Raw genomic sequence first — 17673 nt, 5'->3', positions numbered from 1 at the left:
GTACAGTATCATCACCGTCAAAACCACAGATGATATCGTCATTTCTTGATCCCCTAAGGGTATCTTTTCCACTAGTTCCAAGAATAGCATTAGGAGCACTACAGTCACAAGCTTGATCAAAGATGGCAATGCAAGACTCAGCTGCGTCCATTAAAACGAAACCATCCGAGCAATCCGTTCCGCCACTCCAACCAATTAAAACTGATGCAGCATCAGGAGTCGGTGTAAGCGTGACTTGAGAATTTATTGCATAGTCCTCCGTGCAATCTATTCCACAATCAATCCCAGCGGGACTGCTAGTAACAGTTCCCGTACCGGTTCCAAATTTGCTCACAGAGAGGGTAAACAGCTGTGAAGAAGTACTAAAAGTTGCGGTACAGCTCTTGGCTGCATCCATCGTAACCATTCCATTAACATCACAATCTCCGCTCCAGCCGTCGAATGTGGACCCTGGGTCAGGCGTTGCCGTAATTGTTACATTTGTACCCCCAACGTAATCCTCAGTACAGTCAGCTCCGCAGTCTATTCCCGCTGGGCTGCTTGTTAGAGTAACGCTTCCCGTTCCAGTTTTATTTACTGTTAAAGTAAATGTCTCGATATCAAAGGTAGCGGTGCAGTTCTTGTCTGTATCCATTGTAACCATGTTTGCACAACCGGCATCCCCACTCCAACCGGCAAAAATTGATCCTAGATCTGGAGTCGCTGTAAGATTCACTGTTGTTCCACCATCGTAATCCTCAGCACAATCAGCGCCACAGTCTATTCCCACTGGGCTGCTGCCAACGGTACCGCTTCCCGTTCCAGTTTTATTAATTGATAGAGTAAACTGAGGTACATTAAAATTAGCTATACAGTTCTTACCTGCGGTCAGTCTAACTACGCCATTTGTGCAGTCAGGATCTCCCGTCCAACCCGCAAAAATTGATCCCGGATCTGGGGTTGCAGTAAGCGTAACAAACGTGTCTTCATCATAATCCTCTGTGCAATCAACCCCGCAGTCTATACCGACTGGGTTGCTTGTAACCGTTCCGGTACCAGATCCGTTTTTCGTGACAGAAAGCGTGTGCTGTTGTGGTGGAGAAGGATCATTTCCGGGTCTAAACGCAACGCCCGTAGGTTTATCTCCTACTCCCACCGTTTGTACGATAGTATTACTTAGTGTCTCTACAACCGTGACGGTATCGTCAAGATCGTTGGTGACATATAAATTTGTGCCATCATCACTGACAGCTACTCCTAGGGATGAACTGACGCTAATTGTATCCACTACGGTATTACTGACCGTTTCTATAACTAACACGAAAACGTCAAGATCGTGGGTTATATATACGTTTGCGCCATCTGGGCTAAAGGCTACACCGTAAGGACCGTTCCCCACATTCACAGTATCTACTACGGTATGGCTAATCGTATCTATAATTGAGACTGTATCGCTGCCCCAGTTTGCGACATAAGCTCGGGTTCCGTCCGGACTCACCGCAATTTGGCGTGGTCCATCTCCCACGATAATAGTTGCAATAACAGAATTGGTCGACGAATCTATGACAGATACATTATCGCTTGAAGTATTAGAAACGTATACGTATGTACCTAGAGGGTCAATAGCTACACCAAACGGAAAATTACCTACAGTCAAAGTATCCACCAGCGTATTATTAGATGTTTCTATTATCGATACACTATTTGCGTTTCGGTTTGGAACATAGAGTCGTGTGCCATCTGAGCTAATAGCTGGAAAATGTGGTCCGTCACCACTCGCAAAAGTGTCCACAAGTTTTAAATTCTCAGTATTCAGTACAGATATTGTATCGTCGCTGAAGTTTGTTATATAAACCCTTGTGCCATCTGGACTTACGGCGATTCCATTAGGTCCGTCGCCCACGCCAGGAACACTGGCAACCTCCGTTTGGGTGAGAGAATCTATAACAGACAAGGTATCTGCAGCATTGTTTGCAACGTAAACGGCTGGTTGCGTTAAATCGAATAATAGATCAAATTCAGCAGTACAGATCTTGCTTGCATCCATCCTCACGACACTCCCCGAGCAGTCCGTCCCTCCACTCCAACCCACAAAAACTGAGCCAGGATCCGCATTGGGTGTGAGAGTAACCATCGTATTTTCAGAGTAAACTTCATGAAAATCAGGTCCACAATCAATTCCAGTATCTAAACTTGTTACAGTACCCTTCCCCCCTCCAGATTTAAGAACAGTTAGTGCAAAGCTATTAGGCGGTAGGACACCAAAATTGGCTGTACAGCTTTTTTTCTCATCCATGATCAAGCCACTGTCTGAGCAGTCAGCATCACCTGTCCACCCCGAAAAGAAATTACCAGCATTTGGAATAGCTGTTAGATCTACGATTGTGCCCGGCTCATAATATCTATCGCAATCTGCAAATGTAGTACATGTATTTCCTGCAGGGGATCTAGCAACAGTACCAGAACCTGATTTTGATAGGGTCAGTAAGTATGGTGTAAAAACTCCGATACAGGTTTTATTTGAATCCAATTCAACTTCTCCATCTAAGCAATCCGGATCACCGGCCCACTTGATGAATGTTGAGTTGTAATCAACCTCAGGATTAGTGCAGAACTGCATGAATCCAGGAGGGCATGTAGAGAGCGTATTGATTTCCAGGCTCAGATCAGTACTCACAGGGAGAGTCTCGGAACAATCACTACCTGAAACTGGCCCAAGAATTCCTACCTTCCTGCAATCTATCCCGGCTGGTAAAGCCCCATTAAAAGCAATTACCCGTCCAAACCCAAATATATCTACCGTCAGAGTAAACTGCTGGGAGGATGTGTCAAAAGTAGCATTGCAGGTCTTGTTTACGTCCATCAATACATTACCGTCTGAGCAATCGGGGTCGCCGCTCCAGCCTGCAAAGACCCAACCGGCATCTGCGTTTGGCGTGAGCGTCACACTTGTGCCTTCATCATATATCTCTGTACAATCACCTCCGCAATTGATACCAAGTGGACTACTTGTAACTCTTCCGGCACCCACTTTGGTCACATTAAGCGAAAACTGATTTGAGGGCAATAAGTCAAATGTTGCTGTACATGCTAAATCCGAAACCATCAATACACTGGATGTTGGAGACGTTGGGCATCCTGAAGGTCCACTCCAACCAACAAATGTAGATCCGGGATCAGGTGTTATATTAAAGCTTACAATGGAATTTGCCCCATATGATTCAGAACAATCTAGTCCGCAATCTATGCCAGAAGGATTACTGGTTATCGTTCCTGAACCAGTTCCATTCTTTTGTATGGTCAGCGTAAAAAATTTAACGAATGTTGCACCGCATGATTTATCCGAATCCATAGTGACCATACCGTCCAAACAATCCGCAACACCGCTCCAGCTTCCAAATTGCGATCCCGGGTCGGGCATGGGTGTCAGAGTTACCTGCGTATTCTCACCATAGGCCTCCGAACAATCGCCGCCGCATGAAATACCAGAGGGGTTACTTGTAATTGTTCCGCTTCCAAAACCGTCGCTAAGATTTACAACATCAAGTGTAAACTGCTGCAGCCCAAATGTAGCATTACAGGTCTTACTCGCATCCATCGTAACCATGCCATCTGAACAATCCGGATCCCCGCTCCATCCATTAAAGCTAAAACCTGCGTCTGGAGTTGCTGTTAGAGTAACCTCGGTATTCACGTCATAATTCTCAGTACAATCACTGCCGCAATCTATTCCGGGAGGGCTGCTTGTTACTGTACCTGTTCCACTTCCATCCTTTGTGATCGTAAGTGTTTCCTGGCTAGCTTTTAATGCAAATGTCGCCATACACACCTTTGTACCCATCATCGTTACCATACCATCGGTACAATCGGGGTCCCCTCCCCAGCTAACAAAATTTGAATCCGGATCAGGCGTTGCTGTAAGTGTTATTTCCGTTCCTTCAGCACCCGAGAGGAATGCACAATCACTGCCGCAGTCTATTCCAAGGGGATTACTTGTTACCGTACCACCTCCCAAACCCTCTTTACTCACCAGTAGATATGGGAATGTTCGTGATACTTGTAGGGTCTTTAGACGGCTGCGATTGTCATATGTGAAATCCGAGGAAACGCCGATTTCATTATCGAAGTGAACTGGGGCCCCGGAAGCATGGTACGCAAAATTGCCGGCTACCGGTGGGATATGGAGTATCCTGCCATCCGCATCGTAGTTGTAATCTACAACCTCGCCTGAAGGGTATATCGACAGGATAAGATTATTTTTCCCGTCGTATATAAAGTCAACACTATAGCTTACGCCTCCGATATTGACATCCTGTCTTGTTAGCCTGTTTGACTGGTCATACTGGAAGGCGTATGAGTAACTGGCAGAGCCGCTTTCCATAAGTGTCCTGTTGCTTGCATCATCATAGTCAAGAATAACATCATCTTCCCCGGTAGGGTGGTCAACTAACGTCAAACGATTAAGACGATCATATTCAAAGCCGATAGCTTTGCCATCGGCATTTGTTTTAGATGTAACATTTCCAATCTCGTCATGGCCAAACATAGTTGTTCCGCTCTCAGGATGGCTCTCAGAAATGAGGAAGTTCTTGGAATTAGATGTAAAGACTCGATCGTTGCCTTGAGGTGAATCCACCCTCGTGATATTTCCCAGAAGATCGTATTCATAAGAGGTCGTATTATTGTTCGCATCTAATACACTGCTCAGTCTTTTTTCATCGGGATCACCGAAGGAGGCATAATTTAAAGTCGTATTTATGTTTCGTTCATTCTTGACGGTTACTGAATTTTCCGAATAGGACAAATCTATTTTTGTACTATCCGGATGTGTCATGCTTTTCATCCTGCCAAGGGGATCGTAGGTAAAGCTTTCTCCAACATTGGGAGTTACCAGGTCAAAAGGAAGTGACTCATATACCTTGCGGCCGCACGCATCATAATCGATTTCAGTTTGTACACCGGTTGTAGACAGGGCACCGATTGGCCTGCCAAAACCATCGAGAAAGTGTTGAACAAACGAATCGATTTTTCGAATTATCATCGACTGAGCGCTGAGGTTGTCGTATTCAATCGTTGTTTGCGCCTCGCCACTTGGAGGAGGCGTCATAGAAGTTAATCTGTTTAAACCATCATAAGTATACGAAGTGGTATGCCCCCTCCCGTTAGTAAAGCTCGAAATCGTTCCTTCCCAATTGATCGTTCTTGACTCAATTATTGCCGGATCGGTTGCCAGATCGTCAGACGAACCCAATCTTATTCGTCCGGCAACCCCAAAACTGTATTGATCAAAATTTGAATAGAACCCTCTTGCGTTTCGCTGCCATTCTAGATTTCCATCCGGATGATAGGAGAATTCGGTAATGACTCCAAAGTTATCTTCAGAAAGCAGGTTCCCACTAATATCGTAAGTGTTGGAAATCGTTTTTGATTCAGTACCGAATGTAAAGGTCGTTATTAGAGGCTTACCGATTATATAGTTTCCGGCGGCAAGATCTTCAAAATATGTAATGTCTGTGGTTCTTGAAATTTCACCCGTTTCCGCAATTTGAGTTGGCGAGTCATAAAATCTGTTGTAGGTAAAATCGGTAAGGTAATCGACACCATCCCTAGTTATAGTCTCTCCATCTAAAAGTGGTAAAAATATCCCCGTTGTCGAGGCAATCGGATCAATCCCATCATTAGAGATTCGATATGAAGTCCACATATTATTATCAGTCTGGAAGATAAGATTAACGCTATCCCTTACTTCCTTATTATTGAGCAAACCTATGCTCCACCCACCATTAAACGAACCCGTTCTCAAGCCAAAAAACTTATAAACTTCTTTATTGCCACAGGAATCAGTAACGGTAGTGATGTCTTGAAGGTTTAGCGGATCATAATCAAACACCCATGTCCCGGAGGTTATATTTCGTCCGGATGTAGTTCTGGACGTTATCATCCGAAACTGGACCGGCGAAGTTGCGCTTGGAGAATTTAAAAGGTCCAATACAATAGTTTCATAATCATATTGGGCAACACCTCCTGAGGGATATGTAACTGAAATCAACTCACCATCAGGTTCGCTGTCGTTTGGATCAACATCGTAGAAATATTGCCAGCTTGGTCCTATTGGAGGCTGGACCTCCATCAAAAGACGTCCTGATCCTCCATCCCAATGTAACCAGGTAGTAGATGGACTATCATCTCCGGGAAAATAATGATAATTATAAACATTTCCATTCGCGTCAATCGAACTGATTGCATTGCCCCGACATGAGCTATTGAGCATGGCGAAATCGATTACTCTTCCCACACTATCAGTCACTGTTTTAATATGTCGTGTCTTAGAAGCGAGATTTGTATCAGGACATGTACTGATGATACCGGTGTCAGGATCATTATTACTCATATTACAGCAATCGTAGTATTCAATTGTTATCTCGTTGCCATTCTTGTCTCTTATCGAAGTTACATATAGGAAACTATATGAAAAGCCATTGGTGACACGCCGGCTAAATGTATATTCAGTCCCATCGGTTAGGGTCATGACATACCGATCATTAGCCTGATCATAATCTATCTTCCAAAAATCCTCAGTTATATAGGTGCTGTTAACATGTGAATTTATATTTGGGTGGTCATTGTTGTATATGGGGTGAATAGAACCATCTGGCATCTGTAGAAAAAATTCATTTGGATCATTAACAACAGTCAATCCATAATCGCTGATCCTTCCAAAATGCATGTCCCAGCCTAAACCCAAGCTGCCTAATGTTAAGCCAGCAATTGTAGGATTATCTATATTGGTGAAATCTGCGTATAACTTACTATTGTAAGTTCGTTGAATTTTAAGATCAAAGCCGCCATTGCCGGGTAAAATGACATCGGTATGTGTTAGTAATAGGTTTCCAGAAAAAATATTTACGTATTCCTCGGGAGAAAATTTCACATAGGTTTTATTCTTTTTAAACCCCAGTTCGTCATAGTTTTCTCCAATTGCAATTAAATCGTCGGGCTTGAAAAAAACAGAAAAAATTAATAGTAACAAACTATACTTTGAAAGGCTTTTCATTCTAAAAATTTATCTCCACATCTTTCTACTTAAATATTTTGAGTCTATAAACCAATAGATGTTTAACCTAAGTATAGACCCATATTTGAAAGGAGGGTTGAAAATTACAAATTTCAAAAAATGTCTAGTTTAGTGCCGTGACCCCATATTCGTTCTACGATACCCGGGAGCTAACGCTAAGTGCAAACTCCCTGCAACATCTTCTTTTTTTGAGATTCCTTCGTCCCATTCGATTTCTCTCAGTAGCCCTCGCGGCGACTGAAGAGAATGTTTATTTATGTGCTGATGAAAAGGGAAAATACATTTCTATGTTGTTTCTCATTTGTCTTCTCGAAGGGCATAGACTTGTGGCGATCCAAAAAGAGAGAGATTGCTTCGGTCCTTTCAGTCCTTTGCAATGACTCATCGGTAACCCTGCAACAAGCTAAAGGGAAGTTGCTAGTTAAAATTATAAAACGAAAGTTGCTTCCAAAACCTAGCTGAACTGGTTATTTTAATTCTCAGACTCAGAGTAAAATAAACTCAAAGTTTTTATTTCCATGAAAAAGCTCGTCAAGAATATTTCTCGATTCATATTGAAAATCATTCTACTTCTCCTCATCATCACGACCTCTTGGGTTCTTCTTTACAGGTATGTAAACCCACCCATCACGCCTTTAATGGTGATACGGTATCTTGAAAGCGACGGTCAAAGTAGAAGAATCCTTAAGACCTGGAAGGACTATGATTCAATTTCAGACAACATGGCGCTGGCAGTAGTAGCTTCTGAAGATCAGAAATTTTTCGAACACCACGGTTTTGATTTCAATGCCATCAGGGGGGCGGCAATCAATAACATAAGCGATGATAGGGTTAAAGGCGCCAGCACGATAACTCAACAGGTAGCAAAAAATGTATTCCTCTGGCCAGAACGTTCCTGGCTTCGAAAGGGGGCAGAAGCCTATTTCACGGTCTTGATTGAGACATTCTGGAGTAAGAAACGAATACTTGAGGTGTATCTCAACGTAGTTGAGATGGGAAAAGGTATATATGGGGCCGAAAGGGCATCACGGGTTTACTTTGACAAGCCATCTGCCAAACTCACAAAAGATGAAGCGGCACTATTAGCCGCTATCCTGCCAAGCCCGCGCAGAATGTCTCCTGTTAGTCCCTCTTCGTATGTGAACAACAGGCGACAATGGATAAGGGATCAGATGGATAACATCGGAAATCTCAATATACTTACCAAGGATCCGTAATTTATACTCTGCCTCACAAGGCATTGCGTCATGAATTCCGTTATAGAGAATCTCAGGCAAATATTGTAACAAACACCATCTCTCAGGCTTCAATCAAACTCCTTAGCGTGTTGGCCGATTTTGACCTTCTAAGCCTTCTGAGCGCATGTCTCTCAATTTGCCTTACCCGTTCTTTTGTTAAGTTTAGTCTTATTCCTATTTTCTCCAATGTATAATTAGTGTCAAAACCTATCCCAAACCTCATCTTGATAATCTCCCTTTCTCTGCTATCGAGCACCTTAAGCGCATCGTCAACACTCTTTGGGACCAGAGCTTTAGCAATCAGAGAATCAGGGGGACGGAATTCTTGATCTTTAAAAATATCCATGAATGTCGTGCCTTCACGCCCTATAACAGGTGAATCAAGGCAAAGCACGTTTTCACTTGCCTTCAGTGCTCTGCTTACAGCCTTCACGGACATATCTACTTCTCTTGCAATATCTTCAGCAATTGGCCTCCTTCCAATTCTCTTCTCAAGTCGAGCTCGCGCTTCTCTAATCCTTCCGGATTTTTCTAATACATAGGCAGGTATCTTCACCGTTCGTGTCTGACAGTAGATAGCTCTGGTCATGGCCTGTGTTATCCACCAACACGCATAAGTGGAAAACCTGTAGCCCTTCTTATAATCAAATTTCATAACCGCGGTTATAAGGCCGAGGTTTCCCTCTTGAAGCAAATCAAGAAATGGAACACCCCGCCCTTCGTATTTCTTTGCAATACTTGCTACAAGCCTCAGGTTTGCATTAATAAATCCATTTCTGTATTGAATGGCTTTTTTTGAAAAAACCTCCAACAGCTTAAATAATCTCACGAGCTTTTTTGAACAAGGGTAACCTTCAGAGTGGCTTGAGCCGGTACCAGAAAAAGACATTGATTCCTGAGGAATTCTCGCGGCATCAATGTTTCTGCCATATTCTTTCCGTATCAGACGTTTGACCCCTTCAGCCATCTCTTCACATTTCTTGATCTTAGCGGCGACTTCAAGCTCCTTTTTATGGCTGAGCAGGGGCACTGTGCCAACTTCTTTAAAATACGCATTTATAAGTCTGAGATCATTATTTGCGAATCCATCTCCTTTCTCTGTTCTTTCCATCCTATCAAACGTTTCAAAATCGATCTCAGACTCACTCTTGATATCTACATCGGATTCGAAGGATGAAAATTCTTCATCAAATGAATCAAACTGGATCTTGGCAATTTCATCGAAAATTTCCCCTAATTTAGTATCTCGTAACATTTTACTGTCCCCCTAACCTACATTTGTAATGAATTATTTGACTGCTTTAATTCTTCATACAGCTCCCAATTGTTTATTCAGCGGTGCCCTAATCCCGGCAGCGCAAAAACTCACAATTCGATCAATAATTTCCTTCTCGTTCGTGATATTACAGACACCGCCCGATCGCAATTCTAGATCGAAATGGTTTGTCCATGTATGGACCATCGCTCCAATCGTGAAATGTATTCTCCACATAATCTCGGCCTCGGGCGTTTCTGGTAGCACCCTTTTCAATAAATCCTTAACCCTGAAAAAGACCGGATCCAGCTCAGACACAAAGATTCGCCGAATCTCCTTATCAGGATCGGATACCATACGTCCTGCGAAACGGAGAAAATGAGGGTTTTCCAGATAAAGCTCCATGCCCGGGGCAACAAGTGCATAAATAATCTTTTCAACGGGCACAGGATTATCGCCCGCCTCTGCCTCATATGAATCCAAGAGTTCGAAGCGTCTCTTCTTCAGGGGCTCTATTCTCCTGGAAATAACGGCTCGAATCAGTCCATACTTTGTACTAAAGTGATAATTAACCGAAGCCAAATGAGACCCTGCGGCTTTAGTGATATCCCTTACGGATGTCTCTTTGACTCCCCTCTCTGCGAACAATCGTTCTGCAGTATCTAAAAGATTCTCTTTCGTAGTTACTCCAGACATTTTTTACCTCCTCGTTTATTTATATGTTCCATATTTTTGTTTTTACGAATCTCATACATATCAGCAGACTCTAAAACACACTTCCACTGTAAAGACGTAGGGAACCACTTTTTCTAACCCTTATAATACTCCGTATAAATTGGCCCGGTTGACGGGATTATATGGATTTTGCACACGGGCGGTAGTCTCGAAAAATACCTTTTGCAGACTAGGAATCACGCTTCCGGTTGATCCATAATTCTCCCGATTAGTATGTAATTTCGGTGTCTTACGCAAAAGAAATTCGTCTGTGCTGAAATTCATCATGATTGCCTCTTTAAGTTCGTCTATCAGTCATACGAACATATGTTTCAAACAAACGTATGTACTTATTGTATTAATCGTTTTCTGTTTGTCAAGAGGGAATTTTATTATTCAGGAAAATAATGGAAGTAAGTGGTCACCTAACCATCAGAACTGAATCACCGTAAATGAACATCCCGGCGACACAAGCTGTCATCATGCACGCCAGAGTTGCGGCTATAAGAGCACGAAAACCAACCCCCGCTATAACACCCTTTTTATCAGGCGCAAGGGCTGAAATTCCGCCTACAAAAATTGCCAATGAAGCGAGGTGAGCAAATCCACATAGCGCATAAGTTGCTACTATCACAGAACGCGGATGGATTAATAAGCCTTGTTCCATTAAATTAGCCAAATCCTGGTATGAGACCACTTCTGTGACAACTACTCTCTCGCCTATGATCTTTGAAATATTATATGCGTCGGAGATTGGGACCCCGATTACGATTGTAAACGGGTAAAACAGATATCCCAGAAGCCCCTGTAGAGACCAGTCTATATGCATTCCGGTGAAAACATTAACTTTCCCACCGATTCCACCGACGACTAAATCAATGAGTGAAACCAGTCCCAAAACAGCGATAAGCAGTGCCGCGATTCCCACGATTAGCTTAACCCCGTTATTCGACCCATTTATTATTGCTTCAAATAATGTACTTTCTTTTTGGTAATACGGGATAATCTGGACTCCTAGTGTTTTCGGCACTTCACTCTCCGGCAATATTATTTTCGAAATAACCAAAGCGGCGGGTGCTGACAGGATTGAAGCAGAAATCAAATGGCCGGCGATTGTTGGAAAAACACTTTGAAGACTGAAAATATATATAGCGAGAACACTGGATGAAACCGTCGCCATACCAACAGTTAGAACGGTGCAGAGCTCAGAGCGTGTCATCTCGTTTAGATGGGGCCTAACCGTTAATGCTGACTCAATCCCTACGAAAATGTTACTTGCCGCAACCAGGGACTCGGCTCCGGAAACCCTCATAAATCTTGTAAACACGTAAGAAAAACCCCTAATCACAGTCGGCATGATTTTATAATAATATAAAATTGACATCAGGGCCGAAAAGAATATTATGGCAGGAAAAACCTGAAACGCTAGAAAAAAACCCAATGAGGATTCTCCATGCTCGTTCACCTCTCCGGGAGATAGGGACAGCCTGCCAAAAAGAAACTTCGCTCCAGCCGAAGCCGAATCAAGAACCCTTACGACAGAATCGTTAATGAATAAGAAAAAACTTGTACCCGCCGGGATTACGAAAATGAAAGTGGCAAAAGCAATCTGTAATACTAAGCCCCATATAATTACTCGGAAGTTTATATTCCTTCTATCGGTGGACATTAGCCATGCGACACCAAGCAGTACAAATAAACCAACAAAGCTAACGAGGTTATAAATAGTCATAAAGTTCCCTCTCAATGAATCTACACCCGAACTATAGGAATGATTTGATAGGGGTTATGCACGCACCTTGAAAATTGGGGACATTATAATCCAAGTAGAGGGATTAATGAAGGCTCCTATCATTACTTCCGATGATAGTCTCCTTAACCTATTTCTGCATGTAACGGCAATCTTCGCGTCGCTATAAATTATATAAAAGAATGGAGGACTAAAGTCCTCCGCTACCATAAATGATATCGGGATTGCTTCACGGAGTTTAAACGCACCGTATCGAAGTGTTCGCAACAACGGGGAGGACAGCAACACCGATATACAAGAACTTCAATCTTTGAGTAAAAGCCTATCCACAGACCACTTACCTCCGCCACCAATCAAAACAACTAACGCCAAGCCAATTGCTAAAATATGGTATTCAAAACCCTCTCCCTTTTGTGTGCCAAACCAGTTCATGAAGAATCCATTGGGTAAATGAACCATTAAAATAGCACCTAGCATATTCAAACAAATCCCAAACGCTGCAAGCCTGCTCAAAAAACCTATAATGAGTCCAAGCGCGCCAAACGACTCAGCAATTATAACAAGAAATGCAATAATTGACGGCAACCCTTGTTGTGTGAAAAATCCCATCGTTCCAGAAAACCCTGCTCCCCCAAACAAGCCTAAAGTCTTCTGTAAACCATGCGGTAAAAAAACAATCCCCAAAGCTAACCTCGCAACGAGTAAAGCAGAATCATCCTCTGTTCGAAAAAATTTATTTAGCATAAAACACCTCCTGTAAGGCCATTTTACGTGATCTTAAAATATTCTTAGTCACCTGTCTATCTGCAATCACATACTAAAACGCAATTACCAAACGCTGATAATTTGAGTTTACTACGAGTAAGGATTATCCGTTATTATTTTCTGTTCCCTACTACCTCCATCGATAAAAATCAAAGCAGTTAGAACGGCTGCCATCGCAAGCCCGGTGGAAATAAACATGATAACACGAAAAGCATCAACAAAAGATTCCGCAATGGCCCTTTTTAATGCTAAACTCGATTGCGCAGAAAGCCCCGGAGGTATCTCGGCTGCCGCAAGTTTGATTCTCTCTGAATCGAGATACTCAATCGCATAGGGCGTTAGGCTGATGTCGACAATTCTCTCATCGAGCCCCTTGTTGAATGACTGTAAAGCAAATATTCCCAGTACTGCAATTGATAGCAGTCCGGAAATTCTTGATACAGCGTTGTTAATACCCGAAGCAAGTCCGGATTGTCTTACATCAACTGCTTCCATCACAACTGTAGACAGTGGAGCCACACTAAAACCAGCACCTAATCCCAAAACGAAAATTGCGGGGAAATAAGTCAACCAATAACTTCCTCCAATTCCAGGTAATGCGAAAAGCACATAGCCGAGTGCAATTATTGTACCACCTACGACAAGTGGTATTTTCCCACCATGTTTACTTGCCAACCCACCGGCCCATCTGGACAGTAAAAATATCAACAATACAAAAGGTATCCACACAGCTCCTGCGCCGGTTGCCGTGTATCCCTGCACCTGAATCAGATTGAATGGAACGAAGAATAGTGCCCCGCCCATAGCAGCGTACATTAAAAATGTAATTACATTTGCCGCACTGAAAGTTCGAGATCGAAACAGATGAAGAGTCATCATAGGAGATTTGTTATATCGCTCGACAATTACGAATAGCATTAAACAAACTGTACCGACCACTAAAGCAGCGATGACGAAGGGGTTACCAAAACCCATACTAGAAGACTCAATAAGTCCATAAACAACCCCTCCAAGTCCAATCGTGGTCAGGACTGCACCAAGCCAATCTAATCTTAAACCTTCATCATCATTACGGCTCTCAGGGACTCTTGAAAATAAGACTACCAATACAACACACGCAATAGGGACATTTATAAAAAAGACCCAACGCCATGAAAAGTTCTCAACCAACCACCCACCTAACACAGGACCCAACCCAGCCGTAATGGCAGTGAAAGCTGACCAGGTACCTATGGCTCGTCCCCTCTTTCCATCACTGAATGATGAGTTGATGATAGAGAGACTCCCTGGTACCAGTAGCGCTCCCCCAACACCCTGCATTGCTCTTCCTACAATAAGCTGTGCTGTATTAGGTGCGAAACCACACCAGATTGATGATATGGTAAAAACAATAATTCCAATAGCAAAAATACGCCGCCGACCAAAGTAATCGCCCAGGGTTCCTCCTACCAAAATAAGTGAAGCAATAAAAAGCGCATATGCCTCAACCATCCACTGGACCCCTGCCAGAGTTGCATGAAGATCCCTCTGTATTACTGGCAGTGCCACATTTATTGCAGTACTATCAATGAAGGCCATGCTGGTCCCAAGAATTGTCGCAAATAGGATCCATGGACCTAAATCTTCAGAATATGAAGCCGTTCCCGACCCGGCCTGAAAATAAGGTTCACCCGATGGGTTTTTTAGTAAATTCGGCATCAAACGTCAAGCTAATTTTCTTGATTTAAAATCCTTTGTCAAATGAGGTTAAAGTTGGTAAGCAGAAATTTACAAATGTTATGTCGGAGGAAAACAATCTCGCCGACCGGAAAGAATTTACCGGTTTAATGACGATATAATGCATCGCATATAACTGAAAAAACGATTACAGAATCAAAAACAGTTTTGTGAGGAAAAAATCGCCTACAATGATGAGTACCATCGAGATAACCACAGTTAAAGTTGTAGCTCTCCCAACTCCTTCTGTTCCCCCCTCTGTAGTCATTCCCACATAGCAACCAATTATGGAAACTAGTATTCCAAAAAACACGGTTTTCAAAATCCCGCTGAAAAAGTCGGTCAGGGTTATAAACCCTTCCATACTTGATATAAATAGCCTCGGCTTGACTCCTAACTCAACGTCGGCCATGATCATCGCACCGATAATACCGGAAAGGTCGGCAATTACCGCAAGAAATGGAAAGGAAATCGCAGCAGCAATAAATCTTGGAACAACAAGTTTCTTTATCGGATCGGCGCCCAATGTTCTGATAGCATCAATTTGCTCTGTCACCTGCATGGATCCAATTTCAGCAGTTATTCCTGAACCAACCCTGCCACCTACCAAAAGAGAGGCTAGTACAGGACCCAATTCCCTAACGAATGCGAGAGTGACAATGGGCCCTATTACACCCTTCGCGCCAAAAAATGCGAATCCCCAAGCGAGCTGAACAACCATAACCATTCCTATTGCTATAGAAGAGACCACTACTATAGGAGTTGATTTAAATCCAATTTCATCCAACTGTTGTACTACAAGCCGAAAGTTAAACGGAGGGCTAATACTTGTGTATAATGTCCTATAAAACAGGATTACAACATCTCCAACACGTTCAAGTATAGAAAGAAAATACCCGCCAATATCTAATATAATTTCCTTCATTTAAATCAGCTCATTATTTTAAATTGTGAAACGAACTCATTGAACTCTCCAAACCAGCTATCAAAATTATCTCGCGCTGATGAATATGCTATGTCGTAAATACAGTCACCCTTTTTTAATACTACGGTGCTGATTTTTATGGGAACACCAGAGAGCTTTCCTTCATAGATTCTTTTAAGAGAAATCACACCGCTTACGTTCGGCTCGCTGCTTTCTATCAATTTCTTATCATCTATCCCGATTACCAGGGTATTAGAAAGGGCCTTTAGATTATATTTGATCTTATTCTTGTCACAAGTCGAATTTACAGTAATAGTCGATTCATCTTGCGGGTTCCAATATGCCAAGTCGCCGCCCTTTATCTCTATTCTTTTCCAAGTGTCGGGTAAACTGCCAATTATGTAGGCGGTATCCTCTTTTTCATAATACAATCCATTGAGACTACCGGAAGAGGAATCGGCGCCGGCATAGTACTTTGCAAATTTCGCAATTGAGCAAGAATTAAACAAAAAAATAAAAGTCGTTAATATCACGAACCGCTTACTCATAAAGTGACAAGTTGTTATCTTCTTGAACTCCCGCTTGACTTATATCTAAGAAATTAGATTGATTAACTGGAAAAGTATACCTGCGACTAAGGCACAAACCGGGAGTGTAAAAATCCACGCCATAACAATATCCCTGGCTATTCCCCATCTGACGGCTGAAAATCTCGTTGTCGATCCAACCCCCATAATCGAAGATGCAATCACATGTGTCGTACTTACGGGGACACCCAGCGACGCCGCACCAAGCATGACTACAGATGCGGAGGTTTCTGCAGCAAATCCCTGAACCGGCTTAATCTTGAGAAGGTTTACACCAAGGGTTTTAATAACCTTCCATCCACCAAACGCGGTACCGAGTCCCATCACGATTGCACAAGCACTGATTACCCAGATTGGAACCTCTACAGTATCGAGGTAGCCTCCGGTGACAAGGGTCATCGTAATCACACCCATCGTCTTCTGAGCATCATTGGTGCCATGACTGATAGCCATGAAACCAGCGGATAAAATCTGAAGTTTTCCAAAAGTCCTGTTAATTGATGTTGGTGAAAGGCGATGAAATAGCCAGATGATAAGGAACATTAATAGGAACCCAATGCTAAAACCAAAGATTGGCGATGCAACAAGCGCAATCAGGATTTTGGTTACCCCGGCTATCTGAAGAGCGGCAATACCCTTAAATGAGATTGTAGCCCCAATTATTCCGCCTATTAAAGCATGCGATGCGCTTATGGGAAGCCCCACTCTAGTCATAATCACCGTCCAGCCGGAAGCAGTTATCATCGCCGAAAGAATTACCGTCTGAGTTATAGTTTTGGGATCGGTAATATCTCCACCGATTGTCTTCGCAACTTTTGTGCTTAAATACGCTCCTAGAAAATTTAATGTAGCACCGAACAGAACTGCTTGGAGAGGCGAAAGAACCCTTGTTGACACCACGGTTGCTATCGAATTTGCAGCGTCGTTCCAACCATTAGTAAAGTCGAATAAAAGCGCTATTACTATAACTACGACCGTCAATAAGAGGGTGTCATGCATTCTCGAGGACTATTCCTTCCAAGATGTTTGCTACATCCTCACATTTGTCAATCGCATCTTCAAACGTCTCGTAGATATCCTTCCACTTAATTATTTCAGTGGGATCAAAATTAGAATTAAACAGGTCTGACAGGGCGATCCTAAAGACCCTATCGCCCTCATTTTCAAGGCTATGGATCTCGATACAGATGTTTAGAATCGATTTAGAGTTCTTTAGGTTACTGAGCCCTTCTACTCCCTTTGCCACTTCTATAATGGCCCTTTCCAGTGTATCGATTAAGGAGAGCGCATGGGCAGTTGATGTCGTTATTTTATATAAGAAGACCCTTTCCGATGCAGCATAAATAAGGTCAAGAATATCATCCATCCTGGTTATTAGGGAATGTATAAATTCACGATCAATCGGGGTTATGAATGTTTGATGCAATTTGGAAATTGTCTCATGGGTTATACGGTCAGCTTCATGTTCAACTTCCTTTATCTTCTTCGTCTTGTCGGCTGCAGTCGATAGATCTTGCATCATTTCCTTAAAAAGTTTTATACCCGCAAGGATTTTCTCGGAAGCCTCGTTAAAATAAACAAAAAACTTCTCTTCTCTTGGAAAAAATCTAACCATCAGAGTGGATTATGAGTTCTTATAACTCGTTTTTAAAACATGTGACCTGTATTT

11 protein-coding genes are annotated in these 17673 nt (G+C 42.7%); 1 reads left to right on the top strand and 10 read right to left on the bottom strand.

The features are described 5' to 3' along the window. A partial coding sequence (locus tag VGA95_09665) for a beta-propeller fold lactonase family protein (GenBank protein HEX9666806.1) occupies window positions 1–7033 on the bottom strand: 7033 nt, incomplete at its 3' end. Between the two features lie 539 nt (window positions 7034–7572). Between VGA95_09665 and mtgA the strand changes: the two genes are divergently transcribed. Continuing rightward, complete coding sequence (gene mtgA / locus VGA95_09660) at window positions 7573–8271, top strand: monofunctional biosynthetic peptidoglycan transglycosylase (protein HEX9666805.1); 699 nt, start codon at window positions 7573–7575, stop codon at window positions 8269–8271. Window positions 8272–8353: 82 nt separating this feature from the next. On the opposite strand, the gene VGA95_09655 is transcribed toward mtgA, so the two are convergent. The 9 genes from VGA95_09655 to VGA95_09615 all read right to left on the bottom strand — a co-directional run bounded on the left by VGA95_09655 (window position 8354) and on the right by VGA95_09615 (window position 17619). Beyond that, complete coding sequence (locus tag VGA95_09655) at window positions 8354–9547, bottom strand: sigma-70 family RNA polymerase sigma factor (GenBank protein HEX9666804.1); 1194 nt, start codon at window positions 9545–9547, stop codon at window positions 8354–8356. A gap of 54 nt (window positions 9548–9601) precedes the next feature. Next, window positions 9602–10243: a TetR/AcrR family transcriptional regulator gene (locus VGA95_09650; GenBank protein ID HEX9666803.1), complete on the bottom strand. Its 642-nt coding sequence runs from the start codon at window positions 10241–10243 to the stop codon at window positions 9602–9604. 439 nt (window positions 10244–10682) lie between these two features. Next, complete coding sequence (locus VGA95_09645; GenBank protein HEX9666802.1) at window positions 10683–11993, bottom strand: nucleoside transporter C-terminal domain-containing protein; 1311 nt, start codon at window positions 11991–11993, stop codon at window positions 10683–10685. 321 nt (window positions 11994–12314) lie between these two features. Then, window positions 12315–12755, bottom strand: coding sequence for a DoxX family protein (locus tag VGA95_09640; GenBank protein ID HEX9666801.1), 441 nt, complete (start codon window positions 12753–12755; stop codon window positions 12315–12317). A 111-nt stretch (window positions 12756–12866) separates the two neighbouring features. Continuing rightward, window positions 12867–14474: an MFS transporter gene (locus VGA95_09635; protein ID HEX9666800.1), complete on the bottom strand. Its 1608-nt coding sequence runs from the start codon at window positions 14472–14474 to the stop codon at window positions 12867–12869. 166 nt (window positions 14475–14640) lie between these two features. Further along, on the bottom strand, window positions 14641–15417 hold the full coding sequence (locus VGA95_09630) for an ABC transporter permease (protein HEX9666799.1): 777 nt from the start codon (window positions 15415–15417) through the stop codon (window positions 14641–14643). Between the two features lie 5 nt (window positions 15418–15422). Next, a complete protein-coding gene (locus tag VGA95_09625; protein ID HEX9666798.1) occupies window positions 15423–15965 on the bottom strand; it encodes a hypothetical protein in 543 nt (180 codons plus the stop codon). A 45-nt stretch (window positions 15966–16010) separates the two neighbouring features. After that, entirely contained in the window at window positions 16011–17003 is a 993-nt protein-coding gene (locus VGA95_09620) for an anion permease (GenBank protein ID HEX9666797.1), read from the bottom strand. Then, a complete protein-coding gene (locus tag VGA95_09615; protein HEX9666796.1) occupies window positions 16996–17619 on the bottom strand; it encodes a DUF47 family protein in 624 nt (207 codons plus the stop codon). The genes VGA95_09620 and VGA95_09615 overlap by 8 nt, the downstream gene beginning before the upstream one ends. Between the last annotated feature and the right edge of the window lie 54 nt (window positions 17620–17673).

This window comes from Thermodesulfobacteriota bacterium (assembly GCA_036397855.1).
In the GTDB taxonomy this organism is placed as follows: Bacteria; Desulfobacterota_D; UBA1144; order Nemesobacterales; family CSP1-2; genus DASWID01.
This window is presented reverse-complemented; position numbering and strand designations above follow the sequence as displayed.